The organism is Phenylobacterium sp. P4_E10, from assembly GCF_056401675.1.
Genome location: NZ_JBFUIW010000005.1, coordinates 222,761 through 248,965, shown reverse-complemented (window position 1 = coordinate 248,965; position 26,205 = coordinate 222,761). Strand labels below are relative to the sequence as shown.

The following is a 26,205-nucleotide window of genomic DNA, read 5'->3' as shown; positions in this document are numbered from 1 at the left end:
GAGCCTGCCGCCCCGCGCCCTTCGTCAAGCCAGCCTCCGAAGGGAGATCAGCGCGGCTTGTAGATGCGGTCGAACACCCCGCCGTCGCCGAAGTGGTAGGCTTGGGCCTTCTTCCAGCCGCCGAAGGTGTCGTCGATGGTCACCAGCGGGATCTTCGGGAACTTCTTGGCCCACTTCGCCGCCGCCTCGGGATTGCGCGGGCGGTAGTGGTTCTTGCCGATCAGGTCCTGAGCCAGCGGGCTGTAGAGGAAGTTCAGATAGCCCTCAGCGACCGTGCGGGTCTTCTTGCGGTCGACCACCTTGTCGACGATCGCCACCGGCGGTTCGGCCAGGATCGAGACCGACGGATAGACAATGTCGACCTTGCCCGGGCCGAGTTCCTCGATGGCCAGGTGGGCTTCGTTTTCCCAGGAAAGCAGGACGTCGCCGATGCCGCGCTGGACGAAGGTGGTGGTCGAGCCGCGCGCCCCGGTGTCGAGCACCGGCACGTGCTTGAAGAGTTCAGTGATGAAGGCCTCGGCCTTGGCCGCGTTGCCGCCCGGCTGGCGCAGCGCCCAGGCCCAAGCCGCCAGATAGTTCCAGCGCGCGCCGCCGGAGGTCTTCGGGTTCGGCGTGATCACGTCGATGCCGGGTTTGATCAGGTCGCCCCAGTCCTTGATCTTCCACGGGTTGCCCTTGCGGACCAGGAACACGATGGTCGAGGTGTACGGCGTCGAGTTGTTGGGCAGGCGCGTCTGCCAGTTGGCCGGCAGCAGCTTGGCCTTGGCGGCGATCTCGTCGATGTCGCTGGCCAGCGCCAGGGTGACCACGTCGGCCTGCAGGCCGTCGATCACCGAGCGGGCCTGCTTGCCCGAGCCGCCATGGCTCTGCTGGATGACGATGTCCTGGCCGACCTTTTCCTTCCAGTACTTGGCGTAGGCGACGTTGATGTCCTTGTAGAGCTCGCGCGTCGGGTCGTAGCTGACGTTCAGCAGCGTGAGCGCCTTGGCCTGGGCCGCCGCCGGCGAGGCGAGCATGGCCGGCGCGGCAACGGCCGCGGCGCCAGCGGTCCCGGCGGCTAGCACGCCGCGGCGGGACGGAAGTTTGCTGTTCTGGCTCATGGATCGCAGTCCTTGTTCTTCAGACTTGAGATTGTGTGGGGAAGGGCGAGCGCGCCGACCGGCCGTAGCCGGCGCGCCCGCCGCTAGGCATCAGAAAGCGTACTGGGTACGCAGCGAGTAGATGCTGAAGTCCTGGCCGACCTGGGCGCCGGCAGGCGGGGTCGCGGTCCCGGCCCCGAAGGCGGTCCCGCCGGGCGACAGACGGTCGACCGAGACGTCCTGATAGGCCGCCTGGAACCGCAGCACGTTGTTGACGTACCAATTGAGACCCAGGGTGACGATCTCCTGTTCGCCGCCGCGGATCGCCGAGGCGACCGGGGCCGTGCCGGCGTTGCCGGCAAGGTAGTTGAGGTCCAGCTTGGAATAACGCAGGCCGAGCTCCCAGGCTCCCCAGGTCCCCTTTTTCAGGTCGAACGGCTTGGCCGGGCGGGGCGAGTCGAAGGTGCCGGCCGAGTAGCGGCGCGGCTCGCCGGTGATGGTCCAGCCCGCCTGGGCGTACCAGCCGGAGAAGTCCGGGTCGCTGAGCGAGCCCTTACGATCGACGTCGATGTCGAAGTATTCGGTCTGGAGGTAGAGGCTCTTCCACTGGGCGCCGAACTCGGCCCCGATGACCGTCAGGCCGTCGGAGTCGATGTTGCCGGTGTCGATCAGGCGGGTGCCGTCGACGCGGATTTCCGGCCGGTCGCGCAGGCGGATGGTGGTCGCCGCGGGCGCGCCGCTGACGTCAGGACCGGTGGCGGCGGGGTTGATCACGATCGTCGTGTTCACGCCCAGGTGGATCAGAGAGTCGTCGCGGCGGAACGGCACATAGGTCAGGCGGCCGACGAAGGCGGTCTGCTCGTCGAAGCTGGCGGTGCCGATAATGTTGCCGGTGATCGCCGCGGTGCCGGTCCAGTTGTCGCCGCTGCCGAGCAGGGCGACGGCGGTACGGCCGTCGCCGGCGGCGATGCCGCGGACGGTCTCGGACGGCGAGGCGCGCTCGACGAACAGCGAGCCGTTCGTGGAGACCGCTTCTTCCAGGCCGCTCGGCGGCGAGAAGGCGCCGATCCGCAGCTTCAGGTTCGCGACCGGGAAGCCGTACTGCACCCAGGCGGCGCTGATCTTGCCGGCTTCTTCCGTGCCCGAACCGCCGAAGTCGTAGAGGAAGTTGTAGTCGAAGGCGCCGAAGGCCTTGCCCTCGATGCCGATGCGGGCGCGGCGGAAGTTGGCGCCGTCGGACAGGTCGCGCGCGTGGTCGTTCTCGGTGGCGTCGCCGAACGAGCCGCGGCGGTAGTCGGTGGCCAGCGGGCCGGCCGCAGCCTGGTCGTAGTGGGCGGCGTCGAGCTGGAACACGCCGCGGAACGAGGCGGTGAAGTTCCCATCAGCGCTGGCGATGGTCGGGCGGCCGTTGGCGAGGGAGACCGTCGTCGCGGTCGCTTCCTTACGCACGTCGGCGATGTTGTTGGCGGTCGACTGCTTGAGGTCGGAGATCTGCGCCTGCAGCAGCTCCAGTTGTTCCTCGAGCGCCTTGATGCGCGTGTCGGTCGCCTCGTCGGCGGCGGCCAGGCCCGGCCATGCCAAGGCGATCGCGGCCGCGCCGGTGATGAGTTTGGTTTTCCACGTCATGTGGTCTTTTGCCCCTCGTTGTTGGAGTTCGTTTTTCTCAAACTCGACCGCGTAAAGGCCCGATAATTCCTATGGGGAAAATCGAGTTTGACTTCAAGCGGTCGTAGATTTCCTGACAGCGCGCCCGTGACGCAGCCCATGCTTGGGTCGCTGTCATCCCGATGACATAAGGGTCGGGCTTCGTTGGTCGTTGTGTTTCAGGATCGATTCGCCTTGGCGCTCTCGCCCTCGTCCCCGCGGTATATCCCGCCAACCTGGCTCGGGCCGATCGGTCCCGTCCTGGTGGCTGGCGGCGCAGGCGTGGCCGCGATCCTGGGCTTCGCGTTGCTGGTCGGCGCTGATGTCCAGGCGGTGTCATGGATGCTGCTCGTGGTCGCCGGCGTCACCGGCCTGACGGCCTGGCACGTGGCCGAACGCACGTCGGACGCGCCGCCCGAGACGATCGCGCTGTCGCGGGCCGGACATGAGGACGCGCCGCCGTATGAGAGCCTCGTCAACGCCTTGCCGGACCCGGTCCTGGTGATAGCCGCCCATGAGCCCGATGACCTCACAGGCCGGCGTTTCGTGCTGGTTAACGCCGCCGCGCGCGAAACCCTCCGCGTACAATATGACGCAGGGTTGTTGGTGACCGTCATTCGCGACCCGGATGTGCTCGAAGCCGTCGATGAAGCGCTGTTCGGCGGCCTGGAGGCGGAGGCCGTCTACGAAATGGGCGGCGCCCAGGAGCGGGTCATGCGCGCCATGGCCAAGCCGCTAGGCGTGGCGCCCGACGGCGCCCGCCTCGCCCTGCTGGTGCTGCGCGACGAGACCGACATTCGCCGCGCCGAGCGCACCCGCGCCGACTTCCTGGCCAACGCCAGCCATGAACTCCGCACCCCGCTGGCCTCGCTGGCGGGCTTCATCGAGACACTCCGCGGCCACGCCAGGGACGACGCCGGCGCGCGCGAGAAATTCCTCAGCATCATGCATGCTCAGGCAGAGCGGATGTCGCGCCTGATCGACGATCTGCTGTCGCTCAGCCGCATCGAGCTCAATGAGCACATCGCCCCGCACGGCGAGCTCGACCTGGTGATGGCGGTCATGGACGTGCTGGATTCGCTGGGGCCGGTGGCGCGCGACCGCGGCGTGCGCCTGGAGCCGGAGGCGTTGCCGTGCCGGGGCGAAGTGATGATCGCCGGCGATCGCGACCAGATCATCCAGGTGATCCAGAACCTCGTCGACAACGCCATCAAGTACACGCCGAAGGGCGAGGCGGTTCGCATCAACCTGCAACCGAGCATCACGGCCGCCGCCGCAGCCATGCCGGCCGACCCGCGAGCTGGCCGCTTCTCGCTGCTGACCCCCGATCGCGCCGAGGATACCTACGCAGCGCTGCGGGTCTCCGATGCGGGGGTCGGTCTGGCGCGTGAGCACCTGCCGCGCCTGACCGAGCGTTTCTATCGGGTCGAGGGCCAGAAGAGCGGCGAGCGCTCGGGTACGGGCCTCGGCCTCGCGATCGTCAAGCACATCGTCAATCGCCACCGCGGCGGCCTGGCGGTGGAGAGCGTCCAGGGCGAGGGCGCGACCTTCACCGCCTACTTCCCGCTGGTCCGCGCCGAAGCGGCCGGCGAAGCCTGAGGCGCACAAACAAACATCCCCGGGACAAGCCCGGGGATGGGGAGTTCGACGGGGAAAGTCCGTCCGGCCCTAGAACTTAACGGTCAGCGAGGCGCCGTAGGTCTTCGGTTGGCCCGGGAAGCGGACCACCACGTTGGCGTTGCTGCTAACGGCGCTCCAGTAATACTCGTCGGTCAGGTTGCGGCCCCAGACCGAGAACTCCCAGCGGTCGTCCAGCGAGTGGATGCCGAGGCTGGCGTTGAGCAGGCCGTAGTCCTCGATCACGAAGCGCGGATCGCCTTCCAGGTCGGCGTGCGACTCCGACTGGTAGCGGCCGCTCAGCGCGCCCTGCAGACCGAGCTTGTCGTTGAGCTCGTGGCTGTAGAGCACGGTCAGCCCGCCTTGGAACTTCGGGCTGTAGAGGAACGGCTTGCCGTCGAAGCTGGCCGGCTGGCCGGCGGAGTTGATGCCGGTGTAGCCCTTCACCTCGGTGTGCAGGAAGGTCGCCGAACCGATGAAGGTCAGGTCGGTGGTGGCGCGCCAGGTGACCTCGCCGTCGAGGCCGTAGGCCTCCGACTCGGGCACGTTGGAGAGCCGCGCGAGAGCCGTGTAGATCGGGTCGGCGAAGTAGACGCTGAGCTGCTTGTCCTCGTAGTCGTAGTAGAAGGCGCTGACATTGGCCTGCACCCGACGCTCGAACAGGGCGGCTTTCACCCCCACCTCGTAGGCGGTCAGCAGTTCCTGCGTGGCCGGGGCGTTCTGAGTGGAGATGTTGGCGGCGTTGATCGGCGTGGCGCCGGCCTTGGCCCCGCGCGAGATCGAGCCGAACACCAGCACCTCGTCGTTGGGCGTCCAGTCCAGCGCCAGCCGCCAGGCGACGTTGTCCTCGTCCAACGTCGAGGTCACCAGGCCGAAGCTCTTCTTCACCGGGTCGAAGGTGTTGCACTGGCCCTGGCTGATCGGCGCCACCAGGCCGTATGCGGCGAAGAACAGCGCCCGGTTCACGACGTTCACGTTCGGCAGCATGTTGCCGTTGAAGTCGCGCGAGCAGCCCTCGTAGTCTTGCTTGTCCTGGGTGTAGCGGATGCCGGCGGTGAGCTTGAACGCTTCGCTGAGCTCGTACTCGCCATTGGCGAACAGGCTCCAGGTGTTGGTCTCGATATTGCCGATATCCTGGTAGGTGCGGAACGCCTGGCTCAGCTGCAGCGCCGTATAACCGCCGGAGTTGAAGGGCGTGGCGAGCAGCGGCGCGCCCACCGTGCGGATCAGGCTGACATTGGCGTTCTGGCCGAGCAGGGTCCGGTTGCTGTCGAGGATGCGATCGCGGGCGATATAGCCGCCGAACAGCCAGAAGGTCTTCTCGCTGCCGCCCTCGATATGCAGTTCCTGGGCGATCGACTCGATGTCGCCCTCGGCGTGCTGGACCAGGATTTCGTAGGGCGCGCCGCTCCAGTCGAACTTCGCGTCGCGGGTCAGCTTGTTGTAGCTGGTCAGCGAGACCAGTTGCATGTCGCCGCCGAGATCCCAGTCGACCCGCACCTTGCCGGCGTAGAAGTCGTTGTCCTCACGCAGCGGCCCGCCGATGCCCAGGCCGGTGCCGATGTCCGTCCCGCGCACCGAGATCGGCGCCCAGTCGGCCTGGCTGGCGTCGGTCGGCGGATTGGCGGCGATGTAGGCGGCCAGGCCGGGCGCGTTGAACGGGCTGCCGGTGGTGGCCGGCGTGAAGCCGATGCCCTGGGCCGCCACGGTGTCGGACTTGTTCTTCCAGGCCGTGAACGAGACGTCGATGTTGACGGTGTCGGACGGCTGCATAGCCAGCGAGCCGCGCACGCCGTAGCGATGCACTTCGCCCTGGCGCTCGCCGCGGCTGCGGCTGACCTGCCAGCCCTCGTCGCTGTCCTCCGTGCGGAAGGCCAGGCGGCCCTGGATGCGCTCGGCTATCGGGCCGCTGACAAAGCTCTCGAAGTTGTGGGTCTTGTAGTTGCCGATCTCGACGCTGGCCGACGCGTGGAACTCTTCGGTCGGCTTGTTGGTCACGAAGTCGATCAGGCCAGCGGTGGTGTTGCGGCCATAGAGCGTGCCCTGCGGCCCCTTCAGAACCTCGACCCGTTCCAGGTCGTAGATCGGGCCGGTGTTCATCATCGGATAGGCGTAGGCGACCTCGTCGGTATAGGTGCCGACGGTCGAGGTGGCCGACATGTTGATCGTGTTGAAGCCGATCCCGCGCAGGGTGTAGGTCGGCACCCCCTGATAGCTCTGCGAGACCGTGAAGCTCGGCGCGAAGGTGCTGAGATCCTTCACATTGGTCACGTGCAGGCGCGAGAGCGTCTCGCCGGTCACCGCCTGGATAGCCATACCGACCGAGTTGGCGCTCTCTTCCCGCCGCTGGGCGGTGACGACGATCGCCTCGATCTCAGTAGCGCCGCTGTTGCTGCTTTGCGCCGCGACCGGTGAAGCGGCCAGCATGGCGGCCCCCGAAGCCCCCAGCACCAAAGCCCTGCGCAGATTGCCCGACATGTTGTTTCCTCCCTTGGCGCCGCGCCTCTATCGTGCGGGTGCGCCTGCTGGGACCGCGGCGTTCGCGCGGCCTATCCTGGGTGGAGCCTGGGCGCGGGGCTCGCCTCCGGCTAGCTGACAGAAGTGATAGGGATGCCGGGGCGTCAGAGGCCGGTCCGCGATCGTAATGAAACTGTCATCGAACTGTCGCGGAGGGTCAGCATAAGGCGGGCAATTTCCGGCGTGCGAGGGCATGGGGCAACGGCCCCTTTCGCCTGCGCGCGCAACGGCATGGACCTCCGATGCTCACCTGGATCGCCCTTACGGCGCTGCTTCTGTTCTCCGCGGCCACCTATATGGCCGGCCGTCGCAAGGCGGTGACGGTCACGGCCGGCAAGCCCGTCCTTCTTCATTCCCTGCCCGGCTACTACGGCAGCTACGCGGCCCTTTGGGCCGGCGTTCCGGCGGCCCTGCTCATCCTGCTGTTCGCCATGTTCGGGCCGCGCCTGGAAGCGGCGCTGCTGCGGGTCGACCCGCCGGCCGCCGTCGCCGCCCTGACCGCGCCGCAGCAGGACGTCTTCTTCGACGACGCTCGCGCCATCGCCCACGGCGGCACGCCCAGCGAGACCATCTATGACGGCGCGCTGAAGACGGCGCTCGACGCCAAGGCCGCCAAGTCCCAGCAGCTGCGCAACCTGATCGACTACGGCTCCATCGCGCTCGGCGCGATCATCGCCCTGGCGGGCGCCTTCATCGCCTATCCGCGCATCTCCCCGCAGTTCCGCGCCCGCAACAAGGTCGAGGGCTGGGTCGCGGGCCTGTTCATCGCCTGCTCGGTGACGGCGATCCTGACCACGGCGGGCATCGTCGCCTCATTGGTCTGGGAGAGCTGGCGCTTCTTCCAGGCAGTGCCGATCCACGAGTTCCTGTTCGGAACCGAGTGGAACCCCCAGATCGCCATGCGGGCCGACCAGTTCGCCGGCGCCGGCGCGTTCGGCGCGGTGCCGCTGTTCGTCGGCACCTTCCTGATCATGCTGATCGCCATGATCGTCGCCGCGCCGATCGGCCTCTACTCGGCGATCTACCTCTCGGAATACGCCAGCCGGACCACCCGCGCGGTGGTGAAGCCGCTGCTGGAGATCCTCGCCGGGGTGCCGACCGTGGTCTACGGCTTCTTCGCCGCCCTGACCGTCGGACCGCTGCTGCGCGCCTTCTTCAACTGGATCGGCGCGGGCCTGGCCGGCGGGCCGCTGGACGACCTCGCCCAGTACCTGATGCAGGTTCAGAACCAGATGGCGCTGGTGGCTGGGGCGGTGATGGGGATCATGCTGATCCCGTTCGTCTCCTCGCTGTCCGACGACATCATCAACGCCGTGCCGCAGTCGCTGCGCGACGGCAGCCTGGCCATGGGCGCGACCCGCTCCGAGACGGTCAAGAAGGTGGTGCTTCCGGCCGCGCTGCCGGGGATCATGGCCGCCATGCTGCTGGCCGTCTCCCGCGCCGTCGGCGAGACCATGATCGTCACCATGGCCGCGGGCTTGCAGGCCAAGACCACGCTCAACCCGCTCGACACCGTGACCACCGTCACCGTCCAGATCGTCACCCTGCTCACCGGCGACCAGGAGTTCGACAGCCCCAAGACGCTGTCGGCCTTCGGGCTGGGGCTCACCCTGTTCGTGGTGACCCTGCTCCTCAACATCGTCGCCCTGCGCATCGTGCAGAAATATCGGGAACAGTATGACTGACGCCGCCATCCCGACCGCCGCGACCAGCCTGCGCCAGACCGTCGAGGCGCGGCTGAAGAAGCGTCACGCCCAGGAGATGCGCTTCCGCATGTACGGTCGCATGGCCATCATCGTGGCGCTCAGCTTCCTGGCGGTCCTGCTCGGCCGGATCGTCCACCAGGGCTACACGACCTTCATCGACTACCAGATCAGCGTGCCGGTGCTGCTGGACGCCAGCAAGATCGACAAGGCCGATCCGACCGGCGCCAACTACGACATGCTGGTCGCCAATTCGGTGCTGGCCAAGCTGGGCGAGACCGACGACGAGTTCGGCGAGAAGTCCGGCAAGGTCATGGAGATCATGTCCAACGACCTGGGCTTCCAGCTGCTGAAGATGGTCCGCGAGGATCCTTCGCTGATCGGCAAGACGATCACCGTCACCGGCCCGGTGAAGTCGGACGCCGCCCTCTATTTCAAGGGCGAGATCAAGCGCTCGACGCCCGAGGACGAGCGTAAGCTCGACAACCAGCAGCTCGATTGGATCGACAAGCTCAAGGCCTCCGGGGCGGTCACCTCCGGCTTCAACTTCGGCTTCCTGACCCGCTCGGACTCCACCGAGCCGGAACAGGCCGGCGTGCTGGGCGCGGTGGTCGGCTCGCTGATGATGCTGCTGGTGACCGCGGTCCTGGCCATCCCGATCGGGGTGCTGGCGGCCACCTATCTGGAAGAGTTCGCGCCGAAGAACCGCTGGACCGACCTGATCGAGGTCAACATCAACAACCTCGCCGCCGTCCCCTCCATCGTCTACGGCCTGCTGGGCCTGGCGGTGTTCATCAATTGGCTGGCCGTGCCGCGCTCCTCGCCGCTGGTCGGCGGCCTGGTGCTGGCGCTGATGGCCCTGCCAACGGTGATCATCGCCACCCGCTCGGCGCTGAAGGCGGTGCCGCCCTCGATCCGGGAAGCCGCGCTGGGCGTTGGCGCCTCGCGCACCCAGACCGTGTTCCACCATGTCCTGCCGCTGGCCATGCCCGGCGTCATGACCGGCGCGATCCTGTCGCTGGCCCACGCCCTGGGCGAGACCGCGCCGCTGCTGATGATCGGCATGGTCTCGTTCGTCCCGGGGGTGCCGGAAGGCTTCACCGGCGCGGCGACCGTCCTGCCCGTTCAGGTGTTCATCTGGGAGAACGCTTCCGAGCGCGGCTTCCATGAGCGCACCGCCGCCGCCATCATCGTGCTGCTGGTGTTCATGATCGTCATGAACCTGGCCGCCATTCTGGTGAGGCGCCGCTTCGAGCGGCGTTGGTAGGCGATGCGCCGACTTAGTTCCTCCCCGAGGTCCCTCATGACCAGCCAGCGAGACGACTCCATGGCCCACGACACCGCCGCCCCGGTCCACATCGCCGTCGACCGCGCCCACGCCAGCCTGCCCACGACGCCGGTTAAGATCCGCGCCCGCGAGGTGAACGTCTTCTACGGCGACAAACAGGCCCTGTTCGACGTCTCGCTCGACGTGCCCGAGAACGCAGTCACCGCGCTGATCGGTCCGTCCGGCTGCGGCAAGTCCACCTTCCTGCGCTCGATCAACCGGATGAACGACACCATCCCGGGCGCCAAGGTCACCGGCCGCATCGAGCTGGACGGCGAGGACGTCAACGACCGCTCCATCGACCCGGTGGTGCTGCGCGCCCGTGTCGGCATGGTGTTTCAGAAGCCGAACCCGTTCCCCAAGACCATCTTCGAGAACGTCGCCTACGGACCACGCATCCACGGCATCGCTACCGGCAAGGCCGAGCTGGAGGCGATCGTCGAATCCTCGCTCAAGCGCGCCGGCCTCTGGGCCGAGGTCGCCGACCGCCTGCACCAGCCGGGCACCGGCCTCTCGGGCGGCCAGCAGCAGCGCCTGGTCATCGCCCGCGCCATCGCCGTCTCGCCCGAAGTGATCCTGATGGACGAGCCCTGCTCGGCGCTCGACCCGATCGCCACGGCGCGGATCGAGGAACTGATCGACGAACTGCGCAACCAGTACTGCATCGTCATCGTCACCCACTCGATGGCGCAGGCCGCGCGGGTGTCGCAGAAGACCGCCTTCTTCCACTTGGGCAAGCTGGTGGAGGCTGGTCCGACCGGCGAGATCTTCACCAATCCGCGCGACAGCCGGACCCAGGACTACATCACCGGCCGGTTTGGCTAGGGGCGAGCGACATGAACGAGCACATCGTCAAATCCTACGAAGACGAACTGAACACCCTCACCGCCGACTGCGCGCGGATGGGCGGCCTCACCGAGGCTCAGGTCGGCGACGCCCTCGACGCGGTGGTCAAGCGCGACCAGGCCCTGGCTGAGAGCGTGGTCGGTCGCGATGAGCGACTCGATCTCCTGGAGGCCGACATCGAGCGCAAGGCGATCCGGTTGATCGCCCTGCGCCAGCCGATGGCCAACGATCTGCGCAAGACCGTGGCGGCGATGAAGATCGCCTCCAATCTCGAGCGCTGCGGCGACCTGGCCAAGAACATCGCCAAGCGCACCCTGATCCTCAACGAGGCCGAGCCGATCAGCCCGCTGACCCGATCGATCGAGCGCATGGGCCGCCTGGTGCTGGGTCGGCTGAAAGACGTGCTGGACGCCTACACCGGCTCGGACCTCGACCGCGCCCTGGCCGTCTGGTCGCGCGACGACGAGGTGGACGAGCACTACAACAGCCTGTTCCGCGAGCTGCTGACCTACATGATGGGCGATCCGCGCACGATCACGGCCTGCGCCCATCTGCTGTTCGTGGCCAAGAACCTCGAGCGGATCGGGGACCACGCCACCAACATCGCCGAGATCATCCACTACGAGATCACCGGTGAAGAGATGATCGCCGCCGAGCGGCCGAAGACCGACGCCCTGCGCGTCTAGCGCAGGCAAGGAGTTACTGAATTGACCCCATTTATCCTGGTGGTCGAGGACGAAGACGCGCTCTCGACCCTGCTGCAATACAACCTCGACAAGGAAGGCTACGACGTGGTCGTGGCCGCTGACGGCGAGGAGGCCCTGACCCTGGTCTCCGAGCGCCTGCCCGACATCATCATTCTCGACTGGATGCTGCCGAAGATCTCAGGGATCGAGGTCTGCCGCCGCCTGCGCCAGCGCTCGGAAAGCCGCAACGTTCCGATTATCATGCTCACCGCCCGGGGCGAGGAGAGCGACCGGATCCGCGGCCTCGACACCGGAGCCGACGACTACATCGTCAAGCCGTTCGCGATGAGCGAGCTGTCGGCCCGCATCCGCGCGGTGCTGCGCCGCATCCGTCCGGGCCTGGCCGAGGACCGCGTCCACATCGGCGACCTGACCATCGACCGCGTCGCCCACCGGGTGAAGCGGGCCGGCAAGGAGATCCACCTCGGCCCGACCGAGTTCCGCCTGCTGGACTACCTGATGCAGCACCCGGGCCGGGTGTTCAGCCGCGAACAGCTGCTCGACGCGGTGTGGGGCTCGGACGTTTATGTCGAGGCGCGCACGGTCGACGTCCACGTCGGTCGCCTGCGCAAGGCGTTGAACCGCGAAGAAGCGATGGCCGACCCGATCCGCACCGTCCGCTCGGCCGGCTATTCGCTGGATTTGGACGCCTAGAGGGTCCCGTTCGTGTCGTCCCGGAAGCCGCGCAGCGGCTGTCCGGGATCCATGAACACCAGATGGCTCAGCGGGGCCTACGCCTCCGCGCGCCGGTAGATCGACCGCTTCGGCGTCGCCAGCACCCGACGCACCATCGGTTCGAACGCCTCCAGCGGCATCGACTCGTAGTTCGGATCGAAGCTGTTCTGGTCGTACAGGTGGCAGAACTGGGCCGTGTATTCGAAGTCCGGGTGGCCGCGGAACTGCTCGCGCATGTCGCGGTCCAGACCCAGATAGTGGAAGAAGTAGTAGCCCTGGAAGACGCCGTGCTTATCGAGCATCCAGTGGTTCCGCTCCGACACATAGGGTTTCAGGATCACCGCCCCGATCTCGGCATGGTTGGCCGGGCCGAGCAGGTCGCCGACATCGTGCAGCAGAGCGCAGACCACATATTCCTCGTCGCGGCCGTCCTTGAACGCGCGGGTGGCGGTCTGCAGCGAGTGCTCCAGCCGGTCGACCGGATAGCCGCCGAAGTCGCCGCCCAGCATCTTCAGATGTGACAGGAGCCGGTCGGGCAGCTCGCGGTTGAACGGGCCGGCCGCGCTGATGATGGCCATCCAGTCTTCCTGGGTGCCGTCAGTCATGGCGGTGAACTTCGCCTGAGCCTGAACTTCGCCGTCGGCCATGGCGCCATCTCCCTCTGTTTGCGCCATCGTGCGACCAAGCCGAGGACAGGTCAACGAAGGCGCTCGACGCATGCCGCGACAAAAAACGGGCCGCGCCATGCCCTGGCGCGGCCCGCTCGTTTGCACCGCTGAGCCTCGGTGCGGAGGCAGCGGGCGGGTTCGCTCGGAAACCCGCCGGGCCCCGATCAGTACGCCACGGCGCGCTTTTGATCGCGAACGACGCGGCGGATTTGCGAGCCGGCCAGGCCGAACCCGAGGATCATCATCGCCCAGGTCGCCGGTTCCGGCACTGCGGAGCCGCCAGGAGTGGTCGGGATCGCCGAGGCGGTCACGCTCTTCAGCCAGAACTTGTCGTTGTCGCCTTGGCCTTCGTCGATTGCGGCGAAGAAGAAGTAACGACCAGTCAGGCTCGTGGTCCAGGTCGCGGTGCCGTTGCTCGAGCTCAGGTTGCTGCTGATGTCGGTCAGCGAGCCGCTGTTGAACGGGTTGCTGCTGTAGCGATAGTCAGCGTCATCTTGCCCGCTAGACCATTGCGAGAATTGGGCTTGGGTCAGGTTCACCACTTGACCGAAGTCGAGCAGAAGGCCTTCACCCTCGTCGTTGCTGGTATTGACGCCGTCGTCATTGTTGCCGTCGACGCCGAGCCCATTGCCGCTCCAGGTCACGTCGTCCTGGTCGCCGAGATTGACGGACGAACCAAGACTACCAAAGCCTTTCACCGTGACGGTGAGGCCGGAAATCGTGAGGGAGTAAGTGTCGGTCCCGGACGTGTTGAGACCGCCAGGGTTACTGTTAAACGCGAACACCGCCGCATTAGCGGAACCCGCAATCACAAGTGTTAGCGCAGCCGCAGCGGCGCTCGTGAACAGCCTCTTCATTGGTATTCCCCATATAACACCGTTATGGAATTAGTTAATGCGGAATTAATTTCCTGTCACGCGAAAGGCGCCGGTAATTCTTGAAAACAACTGAAGCGAGTTGTTTTCATGGAAAAGTTGCGAACGCCGTCGTCACACTCGTGCGGGGCGCGAAATTGCCCGCGCCACATTCGCGCCATGCGTGAATAGGACGTGGTGGAGCGGCGGCGGGCGGGCCTGCAAAGGTCCGCTCTTGAGGCGCCGCTGCAGAACCGCTAGAGAACGCCAACCGTGAGAACGGTTGCCCCGCGAGGGGTCTGCGGGCGTAGCTCAGGGGTAGAGCGTCAGCTTCCCAAGCTGAATGTCGTGGGTTCGAATCCCATCGCCCGCTCCAATTCTCCGTAGAATTCAGCCCAGTTTTGCGCCGGCCAGCCGGTTCACCTGACGGCGGCGTGGCCGGGCCGCCGGGGATCACCCACCGGGCGTCTACGTCATCAGCCCCCAGAGACTTAGGCGATCACCCCATAGTTCCCGCCCTCGGGCCGCGGTACCCACAGTCATGGATAACGGTCCGAAGCGGGCGCAAGCGCCAAAACGAGCGGGTGGGATCAAGATCGCACCTTTGATCATCGCAGCTGCGATGGGATGTATCGCGATCGGGGCCCACGCGGCGCCGGCGGAGGTCGATCCCAAGGCTGTCGACGCGCTCACGCGGATGAGCACCTATCTGCGCTCAATCCCGGCCTTCGAGATCGGCCTGCAGACGCAAACTGACGATGTCGACGTCTATGGGCAGCTGATCACGCTCAGCGGTAAGGCGAATTACAAGGTCCGCCGTCCGGACGCGTTCTCCTTTGATCTGGCGCTGCCCACCCAGGCTGGACGGTACGTCTACGACGGCAAGACGGTGACCGCCTACGATGCGAAGGCCAACGCCTATAAGACGCTCCAGGCGCCCTCGACGATCCGCGCCACCCTTGAGCTCGCCGAGCAGAAGTACGGGGCCTCCGTGCCCCTGGACGACCTCTTCACATGGAGCGAGGGCGATAGCCGGGCGCAGGCGCTGACGTCCGCGCACTACGTAGGCAAGACCCAGATCGGCGGCCAGACCGCAAGCCACTACGCCTTCCGGCAGCCCGGGAGGGATTGGCAGATCTGGATCGCTGACGGAGACAAGCCGACGCCGTTGCGCGTCAGCATTATCGCCAGCGACGACCCCGCCCGGCCGGAGTTCCAGGCCGACCTTTCCTGGAACGTCGCTCCACAGTTTGATCAGGATGCGTTTGCCTTCGCACCCCCGCCGAAGGCGCGTCCCATCCCCTGAGGGCTTGCAATGCCGAACCTCAATGTCGCCAAAGTCGTGCTCCTCGCCGGAGCGTTAGCGCTTGCGCTTCCCGTGGGTATCGCTGAGGCGCAGCGCGCCGGAGGCCGGGGTGGCGGCGCCGGAGCCGGCGCGGCGCGCAGCGCGCCCACGAGCGTCAACCGCGGCGCAAACGTCAACCGCGGGGCAAACGTCAATCGCAGCGGAAACGTGAACGTCAACTCCAACCGCAACGTGAACGTCAACAGCAACGGCAACTTCAACGGCAATGGCGGCTATTACGACGACCGGGAGTACCATCCTGTCGCCGCCGGCATGGTCGTCGGGGCGACCTCGGCCATCGTCAGCAACGCAATGACGCCGCCACCGCCGCCACCGCCGCCCGTTCCGCCGTACCCTTACTGATCGCCGCGCGCCCCGCGCCTAAACGGCGAACTCGAGCATCGCCCGCATGCCGCTCGGGCCGCGGTCTAGGGTGAGGTCGCCCTTCAGATTATTGGTCATCGCCTTGATGACCTTTGATCCCAGGCCGCTGCCCTTCGGTGGATCGGTCGGGTCGAAGCCGGGCCCGTCATCCTCGACGCTGAGCGTCACGCGTCCCCCCGCGACGCTGCGCACGACGATCCGCACCTCCCCGGAGACATCCGCCGGATAGGCGTACTTGGCGGCGTTGGTGACCAGTTCGGAAACGATCACCCCAATCGAGACCGCCGCGTCGGTGCGCACCTCGGCGCTGTCGCCGAGCAGCCGGACTTCGCGCCGCGCCCGCGGCGTGGAGCAGGTGTCCGATAGATCCCGGGCCAAGCCATCGAGGTAGGATGCCAGGTCCACGGCCTCGACGTTCTCGGACGTATAGAGCCGCCGGTGCACCTGGCCGATCGCATGGATGCGGCTCTGAGCGTCCACCAGCGCCGAGCGGGCTGAATGGTCGTCCAGCGACGACGCCTGCATGCGCACCATGGCCGAGACCATCTGCAGGCTGTTGGCGACGCGGTGGTTCACCTCGGCCAGCAGCACCGCCTGCCGCTCGACCAGCGCCTCGAGCCGCCGGTTGGTCTCCTGCAGCGCCTGTTCGGCCAGCACCTTGGCCCGGCGCAGCCGCAGTTGCGACAGGGCCTGCATGAAGCTGTTGTTCAGGAGGTCGAAGAAGTCGTCGTCCGTCGATTTGACCACGTAGTCGTACGCGCCGGCCTTCAGCGCCGCGACCGCGATCCTGGTCTCATCCGATCCGGTCACGAAGACGATCGGTGTCTCCGGGGCGACCTCGCGCAGCTGCTCCAGAGTGGTCAGGCCGTCCTGGCCGGGCATGTAGTGGTCGATGGCGATGAGGTCGAAGTTCTGGGCGCCCGCGAGTTCGAGACCTTCGCGGCCATCCCCGGCAGGGGTCACCCGGAAACCGAGAGCAGTCATTCGGCGCTCGACGAGCCGGCGCAGGCCATCGTCGTCGTCGATATAGAGCACGTGGGCGTTGTTGGGCATCTAGGCGTCGATCTCCGGCACCTGGATCACCGACAGGAACAGGCCAAGCTGCCGGATCGCCTGGGCGAAGTTCTCATAGTCGACTGGCTTGGTGATGTAGACGTTGCAGCCCAGGTCGTAGCAGCGCTGGATCTCGACCTTGTCGTCGGTCGTGGTCAGCACCACGATCGGCGTGCGCTTCAGCCGCTCGTCCTGCTTCAGGTTGGCGAGGATATCGGTGCCGCTCATGTCTGGCAGGTTGAGGTCGAGAAGGATCAGCGCCGGGCCGTTCAAGGCCGGCCCCTCGGCGGCGTTGCAGAGGAAGTCCAGCGCCGTACTGCCGTCGGTGAAGTGGCGGATGTTGTTGGAGATCCCGGCTCGGCGAATGTTCTTTTCGATGAGGCGGGCGTGCCCCTCGTCGTCCTCGATCATCACGATGGTGACGGATTGATGGTCGCTCATGGTCTCGTCCTTAGGCTCCGGCCGTGGTCGGCAGGGAAATTCTGAAAGTCGCGCCCTGGTCCAGTTCGGAGGCGCAGGTGATCACCCCGCCCAGGCGGTAGACGAGGGCGCGGACGTGGGCCAGGCCCAGGCCCTCGCCCGGCTGGTCCTGCGTCCCGGCGCGGCGGAACAGGTCGAAGATGCGCTCGTGGTCCTTTGGCGCGACGCCGCGGCCGTTGTCCTCGACTTCGAATACTAGGCGGCCAGGCTCGCGCCAGCCGCGCAGCCGGATAAGCCCTGGCCGCCCCGGCTTCAGATACTTGACCGCGTTGTCGACCAGGTTGCCGAACACCTGCTCCATGACCAGGCGGTCGGACACGACGTCGGGAATGCCCGCTTCGACGACGATCTGGGCGCCGGCCTCGCCCAAACGGTGGCGCACCCCATCCGCGACGCTGCCCAACAGGGCCGCCATGTTCAGGCGTTCGGGCGTGATGATCCGCTGGCCCTGGCGTGACAACTGCAGGATGGCGTTGATCAGCCGGTCCATCTTCTGGGTCGACGAGCGGATGAAGCCGATCGCCTCGGGCAGGTCTTCGCGCACCGCCAGCCTCGCCTCGGCGTTGACCACCTCGGGCGCGGTCTTCTCGGCGTTGTCGAGCAGTTCGTTCAGCGGTTTCAGACTGGCGTTCAGCTCGCTGGTGAAGCCGAGCACGTTGACCAGCGGCGAGCGAAGGTCGTGCGAGACGATGTAGGCGAAGCGCTGGATCTCCTCATTGGCCCGCTTGAGGTCGGCGGTGCGCTCCAGCACCGCGTCCTCCAGCCCCGCGTTGAGCTCCTCCAGTTCGTGGTGTGACTGGGCGATCTGGCGCATGAATCGGCTGACCACCCAGACCGACACCGCGGCGACGATGGTCAGCGCGACGCCGGCCGCCGCCAGCGCGGCGACCAACAGGGCGCCCGTGCGCTGTTGCGCGTCGGTGCGGACCTTGAGCAGCCGGCTCTCCTCGGCCGCCATCTCGGTGGCGAGGCGGCGGATCTCGACCAGGATCTCGGCGCCGCCGTCCTCGTCGAACCGCGCCACGGCCTGGGCGTGGTTCCCGGTACGGGTGAGGACGATCGATTCCTCCAGCAGCCTCAGTCGCCGCTCGGTCAGCACCCGTAACTGCGCGATGCGCTGCAGCTGGGTCGGGTTGTCCTCGGTCAGGGCGGCCAGCCTGTCGAGGCGCTGGGGCAACTCGCCCGCGGCGGCGCGATAGGTCGCGGCGAAGCGTTCGCCGGGCCGCAGCAGAAAGCCGCGCCGCGCGGTCTCGGAGCGTTCGCTGAGGATCCGGAATTCGGACAGCTCGTGCATCACGTCGTTGGTGTGGCCGACCAACTGGCCGTAGTCGCGATACTGGCCCACCGTCCAGGCTGTCAGGGCGACCACCAGGGCGAGGGTGACGAAGCCGACCAGCAGCCCGTACAACGCGAAACGGTTGGCGCCCTTCTCGGTCACTCGAAGTTCCGGGCCTGGTCGGTGCGCGGCTGTTCGTGCCTTGCGCGCAATTGCATTCTCGTCCCCCCGGCCGCCGACGGGCCATATCAGAAGCCACGCTGGGGCACCGTCGCCTATACGACATTGCGCCATCGCGGGTGTGTCACAGTTGTTACTTTCCCGCGTGCATCCGCCTCATGCCTGAACAGAAGGTGACGCCGCGCTCAAGCGCGGTTCAGGCTCATGCGTTCAAGGTGGGTGCTCCAGGCGCCGACTTTGGCGTCGCTCAGCCGCGAGGAGGTCGCCATGTCGTCTCGATCCGCCCGCGCGACCTTGATGGTTTCAGGGCTGGCGGCGATCATCCTGGCCGGTTGTCGCGAGGAGGCGGCCGTGCGGCCACCCGAGCCTCTGTTCGTGCCGGCCGGCGGGGCGGCCGCCTATCTGCCGACCCTGGCGCCCGCCTGGCAGGACCTGCCGTCCGCGCCGCCGGCCCCGGTTCGCCACGCCGCCTACGCGCCCGACTACGGCTACGCCGAGCGCGCCTACGCCCTCGACCAGGCCTTCTACGACGCCCCGCCGGACTACGGCGTCTACGATCTGGAGGGCGAGCCCTGGGCCTGGCGCAGCGACGACGGCTATCTGATGTTCGCCGAGCCGATCGATGTCGGTTACCGCTACTATTACTACGAGCCCGGCCACGACTATCCGTTCTTCGTCCGCACGCCCGACTACGGCTACGGCTACGGCGCAGGCGGGGCGTTGCTCGCGGCCTATGCCGCCAGCGGCGAGTTGCTCCCCTATGGCCGAGCCTACGAATTGGCGGCCCGCGCAGGCCGCTACTGGGGCCGCGCCCGGGCCCTCTATGCGTCCGCCCAAATCCGGCCCGCGCCGGTGGTCTACGAGACCTGGCTGTCGCGCCGCCCGCAGCTGGCTTCCAGCCGCGAACCCTGGATGAGCGCCGCCGTCCGCGCGCCGGGGTGGCGCAGCTATCGGGAACGCCACGAGTCCCGGGACGTGCGCCACTTCGCCCGCGAGCGCGAGCGTCGAAGCGAGCAGGTCGAGCGGCTTGAGCGCCGCGAGATCCGCCAGGCCTTGCGTCGCGAGGAACCGGTGCGGGTGGCGCCGATCGAGCGCGAGCGCGGACCCCAGCCGCAAGGCGGTGATCAAGGTCGTCGCGAGCAGGCTCGCCGAGCGGAGAGTCGCGTTCAACGCGCCCAAGACGAACGCCGCGCGGACCAGGTCCACCGCGAGCGTCAGGCGCTCCGTCGCGAGGAGCAGGTGCGCGTCGCCTCCATCAAGCGTGAACGCGGCGAGCAGCGCCGTCAGCAGGCGGAAGCACAGCGCCGGCAAGCGAGCCGTGAGCAGGCCGAGGTGCGCCGTCAGCAGGCGCAAGGCCGGCATGAGACGCGCCAGGCTGAGGCCCGAGGCGATCGCCCCGCGCGCGACATGCGTCCGCCGCCGCAGCGCGTCGAGCGTCAGGAGCGCGCTGAAGATCCGCGGGCTCGTCCCGAGCGCTCAGAGCGTCAGCCGGAGCGGCGCCAAGCCGCTCCGCACGAACGCGGTCGCGGCCATTGAGCGGCCGCTAGGCCTCAGCCTCGACCTTGGCGGCGGCCTTCTTGCGCGGGGCCTTAGGCGCGGGGGGCGGCTTTGCGGCCTCCCGTGCGCCCATTTCACCCTCGATGATCGGCAGCAGGCCCTCCGCCGCCAGCTTGCGCTCCGGCGTCCCGATGTCGATCTGGCGCAGGGCGTTGACCTTCAGGGACGCCAGTTCGGCGTCGGTCATCGAGGGGATCATGTCAGTCAACGGCATGCGGTCTTCCTTGTGGGTTTGGCGACGAAGCCGGGGCGGCGTCGCTAGGCCGCCTCCAGCAGCAGGGCGGCGTAGGGGCTTTGCGAGCGCTCATCCGGCTCGACTTCGTAGTCGAAGCGCTGGCCCGACAGCATCGCGGGCATGCCGGAAGCCACCACGCAGGAGGCGTGGACGAAGACATCTGGTCCGCCATCGTCCGGCGTGATGAAGCCGAGGCCCCGGGAGGCGTCGAACCAGGTCAAAGTGCCTGTATTCACGAGACTTCTCCAATACGCGAGAAGGCGGCGCCAAATGCAGCTTCCGCAACCGCGGGCCATCGGCGCCTGATCTCAATTTGCTCGTACATGAAAAAGGCCCCAACGCCCTTGGCGTCGAGACCCCCTCCGCGGTCAATTGGGTCCGAGCCTATCGTCCGCATGTCTTGAATTGCCGAAAGCCAAAGTTGTTCCGCCAATTGTCAAAATAAAAATATCAGACTTCTGGGAATAAAGCGCGTCCAATTATTTCATAATATCGCCACACTAAGAGCAGTGACTGTCGTTCTAACGAGCGTCATCCTCGGGCGATGAAGGAAATACGGCCCAGCAGCCTGTTCTACGCCCAGTCCGGATGGCGTGCGTTCGGCCCATGAAGGGAGCCGAGCCATGAAACTTTATCCCGGCGCCGCCGCGCACGATTCCTCGGTAAATCGCAGTTGGCTCACGCAGGAGAACGGGCGCCAGGCGCCCGCTTTCGTCCGCCGCGACGAGGCGAGATTCGCCTACGCCAATTGGGAGGACGACGGAGGCGCGCTGCGCGCGATGCGCAGCGCATTCATCGGACCGCCGCGCCCCTGACCTGACCGGGCAGCGCAAGCCCCCGGGGAGTTTACAATTGTTTTCGCACGTATTGCGCGAACGCCGTTGCGCCAACCCTTGCCCTATGGTGTACAGCCGTTAACCGCGCGTCCGGGGGGCTATCCGGAATCCGCGCTCAGCTATCTCACCTGATGGGTTCCATGAAGTTCAAGTCGATCGTCGCCGCCGCCGCTCTGCTGGCCGCCGCCGCTTCCGCTCAAAGCGCCTCCGCCGGCGTGCTGTTTTTTGAAGATTTCGATTCCTCGACCCAGGGCCTGAACTGGGGCGGCAACGCCAACTTCACGGTCGGCAGCCCTCCCGGATCGGTCGACCTGATCGGCACGGGTTTCTATGACCTCTATCCGGGTCAAGGAAACTACGTCGACCTCGACGGCACCACCGGCAGCGGCAACGATCCGGCCGGCCAGCTGATCTCGACGCAGACCTTCGGCGCCGGCTCCTACACCCTCGACTTCCTGCTCGGCGGCAACGCCCGCGGCTACGGCGCGCGCACCACCACGATCAAGATCGGCAACTGGTCGACCGTGGTCGGCCCGCTGGAGTCGAACTCGGGCCTGAACGCCTACTCCTTCACCTTCGCCACCAACGGCGGCGCTCTGGAAATCACCCAGACCGGCCCGTCGAACCAGCAAGGCAACGTCATCGACAACATCAAGCTGTCGTCCGCGGTGCCGGAACCGGCCACCTGGGCGATGATGATCGTGGGCTTCGGAGCCGCCGGCGCCATGGTCCGCCGTCGCCGCGTGGTGGCGTTCGCCGCCTAACGGCGCCGACACCGACCAGATCAAGGGCCCGCTTCCGCAAGGAGGCGGGCCTTTTTCTTTAGCCCTTCAGCACTAGCGGCAGGCCGGCGCTCACCAGCACCGCGCGGTCGGCCGCGGCCGCCAGCGCCTGGTTCATCCAGCCGGCCTCGTCGCGGAACCGGCGCGCCAGGGCATTGTCGGGCACGATGCCCTGGCCGACCTCGTTGGAGATCGCCAGCACGCGAGCCGGGCACGCGGCCAGGGCGGCGACCAGATCGACGATGGCCAGCGACAGGTTCGCGTCGTCCAGCATCAGGTTGGTCAGCCACAGGGTCAGGCAGTCGATCACCGCAGTGTCGCCGGGACCCAGCGCCCGCACCGCGGCGGCCAGTTCGCGCGGCGCCTCCACCGTCTCCCAGTTGCCGCCGCGCTCGACCTGATGGCGGGCGATGCGGTCCGCCATTTCCCCGTCGAGCGCCTCGGCCGTGGCGATCATCACCAGCCGGCCGCCCATCGCCTGCGCTTCGCGCAGCGCATAGCTGGTCTTGCCGGAGCGGGCGCCGCCAAGAATGTAGGTCAGGCTCATCGGGATTGACGCTCCGCATGGCAGAGCCTAGGCAGGCCCCGCGACAGGTTCCCCGCAAGGGGATTAATAGGGAACTCAGGTTTAAGACCTGGGCTGCCCCCGCAACTGTAAGCGGCGAGCTCGCGCGTCATAGGCCACTGGACGGAAGTCTGGGAAGGCGGCGCGCATCGGCTGTGACCCGTGAGCCAGGAGACCTGCCTGACGCGGTCGTCCTTCGTACGCTCGGTGGGAGCGCGCGAACGGGGAAGTTTCCCGAGAGACGACGTCCGTCGACCTGCGTGCAAACGCGGGTTCAAGTCGTCACGCGTCAGGGGGAACACCCGATGAAGACCGTTCTACTCGCCACCGCCGCCGCCCTTTGCGGCCTCTCCACCACAGCCTTCGCCCAGACCGCCGGCCCGGTGACGGTCGCCAGCGTCAGCGAACTGGTGGTCACCGCCAACCGCTCGCCGCAGCAAGCCGACCGCGTCGGCCAGAGCCTCAGCCTCCTCACCGCCGAGGAAATTCGCGCAGCCCAGACCATCGACGTCTCCAGCCTGCTGGCGACCACGCCGGGCGTCTCCTTCTCGCGCAACGGCGGGGTCGGCGGCTCGACCTCGCTGCGCATCCGCGGCGCGGAGAGCGACCAGACCGTGGTGGTGATCGACGGCGTGAAGCTCAATGACCCCTCGACCTCGGGCGGCGGCTACAACTTCTCGAACCTGCTGGCCGGCGACATCGCCCGCATCGAGATCCTGCGCGGCGCGCAGTCGACCCTGTGGGGCAGCCAGGCCATCGGCGGGGTGGTCAACATCGTCACCGGTCAGGCCGAGCAGCCTTTCGAGGGCGAGCTGGTCCTCGAGGGCGGTTCGATGGGCACGAGCTACGTGCGCGCCGCCGCCGGTGGCAAGGGCGAGCGCCTGACCTGGCGTCTGGCCGCCAGCCGCTACGACACCGAGGGTGTCTCGTCCTACAAGCTCGGCGCTGAGAAGGACGGCTATGCGAACACCGGCGCCAGCGGCCGCGTGGTGTTCCAGCCCACCGACACGCTCTCCTTCGACCTGCGCGGCGTCTACTCCAAGGGACGCAACGACTTCGACGGTTTCCCGCCGCCGACCTTCAGCTTCGGCGACACCCCCGAGTACGGCGAGACCGAGGAGTACGTCGGCTATGCTGCGGTCAATCTCGACCTGTTGGAAGGCGCCCTGAAGAACCGGCTGGCCTACGGCTACACCCGCACCGACCGCCTCAACGTCAATCCGGACCAGCCGGTGACCACCACCACTTTCGACGCCCGCGGCGAGAACAAGCGCTGGGAGTATCAGGGCGTCTGGACGATCAACCAGGCCTGGACCGCGACCTTCGGCGGCGAGGTCGAGGACTCCTCGATGCGCACGGTCTCGCCGAGCGAGTTCGCGCCGAGCCCGCCGGTGACCCGCGCCAAGGCCGGCATTGATGGGATCTACGCTCAGGTCCAGGGCGAGGTGGTCAGCGGCCTCACCCTGACCGGCGGTCTGCGCCGCGACAGCCACGACACCTTCGGCGATGCGACCCTTGGCCAGCTGGCCGCGGCCTGGTCGCTCAACGATGGAAACACCGTGCTGCGCGCCAGCTGGGGCCAGGGCTTCAAGGCGCCGACCCTCTACCAACTCTATTCGGAGTACGGGAACACCGCCTTGGAGGCCGAACAGGCCGACAGCTGGGACGCGGGGATCGAGCAGCACTTCGCCGAGCGCTTCATGGTTCGCGTCACCTGGTTCCAGCGCGACACCGACAACCAGATCGACTTCTTCTCCTGCACTTCGACCACCACCAATCCGCTGTGCTTTGCGAATGGGGTGCGGCGCTTCGGCTACTACGCCAACACCGCCCAGACCAAGGCGCACGGCGTCGAGCTGGAAGGCAGCGCCGACCTTGGCCCGCTGGCGCTGGCGGCGAACTACACCTGGACCGACACCGAGAACGACTCCCCAGGCAATGTGAACCGCGGCAAGCACCTCACCCGCCGACCCGAGCACCAAGCCAACATCCAGGCGACCTATAGCTGGGACAATGGGGCCAGCTTCGGCGGCTCGATCCGCTATGTCGGCGACAGCTTCGACAACGCCGCCAACAGCTATGTCCTGCAGAGCTACACCCTGCTGGACCTGCGGGCCGCCTATCCGGTGAACGAGAACCTGGAGCTCTACGGCCGCGTCGAGAACGCCCTCGACGAGACCTACGAGACCACGCGCAACTACGGCTCTCCGGGCCACGGGGTCTATGCCGGTGTCCGCGCTAGATTCTGACCCTGGCCTGGAGGGCTTCCTCCGGCACGGCGGCCGCCTGGCCGCGGCGCGGGCGGCGTTTCCGAACGTCCCCGGGCCCTGGCTCGACCTGTCGACCGGGATCAACCCGCGCCCCTATCCGGCGCGGCGGGCCGACGCCGCGGCCCTGCGGCGGTTGCCCGATCCGGAGGAGGTGGCGGCCCTGGAGGCCGCCGCCGCGCAGGCGTTCGGCGTCTCGGCCGATCGAGTGGCCGCCACACCAGGCACGGAGGCGGCGCTACGCGCCCTGCCGCGGCTGCTCGGCGCACGCTCGGTGGCCATCGCCGCCCCGACCTACGGCGGCCACGCCGAGGCCTGGCGACTGGCCGGAGCCAAGGTCGATCTGGTTCCGCGCGACCGGCTCGCCGCCAGCGCGGCCGAGGCGGTGGTGCTGGTCAGTCCGAACAATCCCGACGGCGCCCGAACGCCCGTTCCGCACGCCGGCGATCGCTGGCTGATCGTCGACGAGGCCTTCGTCGAGACCGCGCCCGAGCTCAGTATCGCCGACCGCGTCGGTGGTCGCACCGTCATCCTCCGCTCGTTCGGCAAGTTCTATGGTCTGCCAGGCGTGCGCCTGGGATTTGTGATCGCCGAGCCGGGCCTGGCCGCACGGGTCTCGGCCCAATTCGGCGACTGGCCGCTAAGCGCCGAAGCGATCGCCGCCGGCCTTGCAGCCTATCCGGACGCGGACTGGCGCGAGCGCACGCAGGCGCGGCTGGCGCACGACGCCGATCGGCTCGACGCCCTGTTGACCGCCGCCGGCTTCGAGATCGTCGGCGGGACTTCGCTGTTCCGGCTGGCGGCGACGCCGGACGCGGCGGCGCGCTTCATCGCCCTGGCCCGTCGCGGCGTGCTGGCTCGCCCCTTTCCCGATCAGCCGACCTGGCTCAGGTTCGGTATTCCGAAACCCAAAGACTGGCCGCGCCTGGCGGCCGCCCTGGAGGGCTCGCGCCGATGAGCGACGAAGAGCAGAAGAACGCCGAGCACAAGGCCGCCATGCAGGCGCTGAAGGCCGAGCGCGAGGCGCTGATGGCCAGCAAGACCGATGAGGCGCCCGGCCTGCTCCTGGTTCACACCGGCGACGGCAAGGGCAAGTCCACCGCCGCCTTCGGCATGGTCGCGCGCGCCCTGGGCTGGAACCAGAAGGTCGGCATCGTCCAGTACATCAAGGGTAAGTGGATCACCGGCGAGCGCCAGTTCTTCAAGCGCTTCCCTGAGAGCGTCCGCTACGAGGTGATGGGCGAGGGCTTCACCTGGGACACCCAGGACCGCGCCCGCGACATCGCGGCCGCCGAGGCCGCCTGGGCCATCTCGGTGGAGATGCTGCACGATCCGGAGCTCGATCTGGTGCTGCTGGACGAGCTGAACATCGCCCTGCGCTACGACTATCTCGACATCGACAAGGTGGTCGCCGACCTGCAGGCCAGGCCGCGCGACAAACACGTGGTCATTACCGGCCGAAACGCCAAGCCCGAGCTGATCGCCATCGCCGATCTGGTCACCGAGATGACCCTGGTCAAGCATCCGTTCGAGCAGGGCATCAAGGCCCAGCGCGGGATCGACTTTTGA

General features: G+C 67.4%; 25 protein-coding genes, 1 tRNA gene and 1 riboswitch. Of the genes, 15 read left to right on the top strand and 11 right to left on the bottom strand.

The features are described 5' to 3' along the window. Positions 1 to 47 precede the first annotated feature (47 nt). Both AC1DQJ_RS08310 and AC1DQJ_RS08305 read right to left on the bottom strand, forming a co-directional pair. Positions 48 to 1,100 carry a sulfate ABC transporter substrate-binding protein gene (locus AC1DQJ_RS08310; RefSeq protein ID WP_477602115.1) on the bottom strand — a complete coding sequence of 351 codons (1,053 nt, stop codon included), beginning with the start codon at positions 1,098 to 1,100 and terminating at the stop codon, positions 48 to 50. Between the two features lie 90 nt (positions 1,101 to 1,190). Further along, the gene (locus AC1DQJ_RS08305; protein ID WP_477602113.1) at positions 1,191 to 2,705 is read right to left on the bottom strand and encodes an OprO/OprP family phosphate-selective porin; all 1,515 of its coding nucleotides are present in this window, start codon (positions 2,703 to 2,705) and stop codon (positions 1,191 to 1,193) included. Between the two features lie 300 nt (positions 2,706 to 3,005). On the opposite strand from AC1DQJ_RS08305, the gene AC1DQJ_RS08300 reads away from it, so the two are divergent. Further along, complete coding sequence (locus tag AC1DQJ_RS08300) at positions 3,006 to 4,322, top strand: ATP-binding protein (protein WP_477602111.1); 1,317 nt, start codon at positions 3,006 to 3,008, stop codon at positions 4,320 to 4,322. A 69-nt stretch (positions 4,323 to 4,391) separates the two neighbouring features. On the opposite strand, the gene AC1DQJ_RS08295 is transcribed toward AC1DQJ_RS08300, so the two are convergent. Then, entirely contained in the window at positions 4,392 to 6,818 is a 2,427-nt protein-coding gene (locus AC1DQJ_RS08295; protein ID WP_477602110.1) for a TonB-dependent receptor, read from the bottom strand. 281 nt (positions 6,819 to 7,099) lie between these two features. Between AC1DQJ_RS08295 and pstC the strand changes: the two genes are divergently transcribed. From pstC to phoB, 5 genes are read left to right on the top strand one after another with little or no spacing between them, the layout of a single operon-like run. Next, on the top strand, positions 7,100 to 8,542 hold the full coding sequence (pstC, locus tag AC1DQJ_RS08290; protein WP_477602108.1) for a phosphate ABC transporter permease subunit PstC: 1,443 nt from the start codon (positions 7,100 to 7,102) through the stop codon (positions 8,540 to 8,542). After that, positions 8,535 to 9,827: a phosphate ABC transporter permease PstA gene (gene pstA / locus AC1DQJ_RS08285; protein WP_477602106.1), complete on the top strand. Its 1,293-nt coding sequence runs from the start codon at positions 8,535 to 8,537 to the stop codon at positions 9,825 to 9,827. Before pstC ends, pstA begins: the two co-directional genes overlap by 8 nt. 36 nt (positions 9,828 to 9,863) lie before the next feature. After that, complete coding sequence (pstB, locus tag AC1DQJ_RS08280; protein WP_477602104.1) at positions 9,864 to 10,712, top strand: phosphate ABC transporter ATP-binding protein PstB; 849 nt, start codon at positions 9,864 to 9,866, stop codon at positions 10,710 to 10,712. A gap of 11 nt (positions 10,713 to 10,723) precedes the next feature. Then, positions 10,724 to 11,419: a phosphate signaling complex protein PhoU gene (gene phoU, locus AC1DQJ_RS08275; RefSeq protein WP_477602102.1), complete on the top strand. Its 696-nt coding sequence runs from the start codon at positions 10,724 to 10,726 to the stop codon at positions 11,417 to 11,419. Between the two features lie 21 nt (positions 11,420 to 11,440). Further along, a complete protein-coding gene (gene phoB / locus AC1DQJ_RS08270) occupies positions 11,441 to 12,133 on the top strand; it encodes a phosphate regulon transcriptional regulator PhoB (protein ID WP_477602100.1) in 693 nt (230 codons plus the stop codon). A gap of 77 nt (positions 12,134 to 12,210) precedes the next feature. Here phoB and AC1DQJ_RS08265 read toward each other — a convergent pair whose 3' ends face one another. Both AC1DQJ_RS08265 and AC1DQJ_RS08260 read right to left on the bottom strand, forming a co-directional pair. Continuing rightward, complete coding sequence (locus AC1DQJ_RS08265; RefSeq protein WP_477602098.1) at positions 12,211 to 12,801, bottom strand: HD domain-containing protein; 591 nt, start codon at positions 12,799 to 12,801, stop codon at positions 12,211 to 12,213. Positions 12,802 to 12,986: 185 nt separating this feature from the next. Continuing rightward, on the bottom strand, positions 12,987 to 13,679 hold the full coding sequence (locus tag AC1DQJ_RS08260; RefSeq protein ID WP_477602096.1) for a PEPxxWA-CTERM sorting domain-containing protein: 693 nt from the start codon (positions 13,677 to 13,679) through the stop codon (positions 12,987 to 12,989). A gap of 298 nt (positions 13,680 to 13,977) precedes the next feature. Between AC1DQJ_RS08260 and AC1DQJ_RS08255 the strand changes: the two genes are divergently transcribed. From AC1DQJ_RS08255 to AC1DQJ_RS08245, 3 genes are all read left to right on the top strand, one after another. Continuing rightward, positions 13,978 to 14,052, top strand: a tRNA-Gly gene (locus tag AC1DQJ_RS08255). Positions 14,053 to 14,280: 228 nt separating this feature from the next. Beyond that, a complete protein-coding gene (locus AC1DQJ_RS08250) occupies positions 14,281 to 14,982 on the top strand; it encodes a DUF2092 domain-containing protein (RefSeq protein ID WP_477602094.1) in 702 nt (233 codons plus the stop codon). A gap of 9 nt (positions 14,983 to 14,991) precedes the next feature. Then, positions 14,992 to 15,384 (top strand): hypothetical protein, encoded by a 393-nt coding sequence (locus tag AC1DQJ_RS08245; protein WP_477602092.1) that lies wholly within the window; start codon positions 14,992 to 14,994, stop codon positions 15,382 to 15,384. A gap of 18 nt (positions 15,385 to 15,402) precedes the next feature. On the opposite strand, the gene AC1DQJ_RS08240 is transcribed toward AC1DQJ_RS08245, so the two are convergent. The 3 genes from AC1DQJ_RS08240 to AC1DQJ_RS08230 are packed head-to-tail and all read right to left on the bottom strand — an operon-like array spanning position 15,403 to position 18,376. Beyond that, complete coding sequence (locus tag AC1DQJ_RS08240) at positions 15,403 to 16,458, bottom strand: sensor histidine kinase (RefSeq protein ID WP_477602090.1); 1,056 nt, start codon at positions 16,456 to 16,458, stop codon at positions 15,403 to 15,405. Then, on the bottom strand, positions 16,459 to 16,899 hold the full coding sequence (locus AC1DQJ_RS08235) for a response regulator (RefSeq protein ID WP_477602088.1): 441 nt from the start codon (positions 16,897 to 16,899) through the stop codon (positions 16,459 to 16,461). It lies immediately after the preceding gene. A 10-nt stretch (positions 16,900 to 16,909) separates the two neighbouring features. Then, entirely contained in the window at positions 16,910 to 18,376 is a 1,467-nt protein-coding gene (locus tag AC1DQJ_RS08230; protein WP_477602086.1) for a sensor histidine kinase, read from the bottom strand. Between the two features lie 285 nt (positions 18,377 to 18,661). On the opposite strand from AC1DQJ_RS08230, the gene AC1DQJ_RS08225 reads away from it, so the two are divergent. After that, entirely contained in the window at positions 18,662 to 19,930 is a 1,269-nt protein-coding gene (locus tag AC1DQJ_RS08225) for a hypothetical protein (protein WP_477602084.1), read from the top strand. A gap of 7 nt (positions 19,931 to 19,937) precedes the next feature. On the opposite strand, the gene AC1DQJ_RS08220 is transcribed toward AC1DQJ_RS08225, so the two are convergent. After that, positions 19,938 to 20,165, bottom strand: coding sequence for a hypothetical protein (locus AC1DQJ_RS08220; protein ID WP_477602082.1), 228 nt, complete (start codon positions 20,163 to 20,165; stop codon positions 19,938 to 19,940). A 44-nt stretch (positions 20,166 to 20,209) separates the two neighbouring features. Next, a complete protein-coding gene (locus tag AC1DQJ_RS08215; RefSeq protein ID WP_477602080.1) occupies positions 20,210 to 20,422 on the bottom strand; it encodes a cold-shock protein in 213 nt (70 codons plus the stop codon). 387 nt (positions 20,423 to 20,809) lie between these two features. Here AC1DQJ_RS08215 and AC1DQJ_RS08210 point away from each other — a divergent pair, with 387 nt between their 5' ends. Together AC1DQJ_RS08210 and AC1DQJ_RS08205 are read left to right on the top strand one after the other, a co-directional pair. Further along, positions 20,810 to 21,001: a hypothetical protein gene (locus AC1DQJ_RS08210; RefSeq protein WP_477602078.1), complete on the top strand. Its 192-nt coding sequence runs from the start codon at positions 20,810 to 20,812 to the stop codon at positions 20,999 to 21,001. A 161-nt stretch (positions 21,002 to 21,162) separates the two neighbouring features. Further along, positions 21,163 to 21,786: a PEPxxWA-CTERM sorting domain-containing protein gene (locus AC1DQJ_RS08205; RefSeq protein ID WP_477602076.1), complete on the top strand. Its 624-nt coding sequence runs from the start codon at positions 21,163 to 21,165 to the stop codon at positions 21,784 to 21,786. A 58-nt stretch (positions 21,787 to 21,844) separates the two neighbouring features. Here AC1DQJ_RS08205 and cobU read toward each other — a convergent pair whose 3' ends face one another. Further along, a complete protein-coding gene (gene cobU / locus AC1DQJ_RS08200) occupies positions 21,845 to 22,351 on the bottom strand; it encodes a bifunctional adenosylcobinamide kinase/adenosylcobinamide-phosphate guanylyltransferase (RefSeq protein WP_477602074.1) in 507 nt (168 codons plus the stop codon). A gap of 28 nt (positions 22,352 to 22,379) precedes the next feature. Then, a riboswitch (cobalamin riboswitch) is annotated at positions 22,380 to 22,567 on the top strand. A 107-nt stretch (positions 22,568 to 22,674) separates the two neighbouring features. Here cobU and AC1DQJ_RS08195 point away from each other — a divergent pair. From AC1DQJ_RS08195 to cobO, 3 genes are read left to right on the top strand one after another with little or no spacing between them, the layout of a single operon-like run. Next, complete coding sequence (locus AC1DQJ_RS08195; protein WP_477602072.1) at positions 22,675 to 24,618, top strand: TonB-dependent receptor plug domain-containing protein; 1,944 nt, start codon at positions 22,675 to 22,677, stop codon at positions 24,616 to 24,618. Then, entirely contained in the window at positions 24,599 to 25,594 is a 996-nt protein-coding gene (locus AC1DQJ_RS08190) for an aminotransferase class I/II-fold pyridoxal phosphate-dependent enzyme (RefSeq protein ID WP_477602070.1), read from the top strand. Before AC1DQJ_RS08195 ends, AC1DQJ_RS08190 begins: the two co-directional genes overlap by 20 nt. Further along, the gene (cobO, locus tag AC1DQJ_RS08185; RefSeq protein ID WP_477602068.1) at positions 25,591 to 26,205 is read left to right on the top strand and encodes a cob(I)yrinic acid a,c-diamide adenosyltransferase; all 615 of its coding nucleotides are present in this window, start codon (positions 25,591 to 25,593) and stop codon (positions 26,203 to 26,205) included. The genes AC1DQJ_RS08190 and cobO overlap by 4 nt, the downstream gene beginning before the upstream one ends.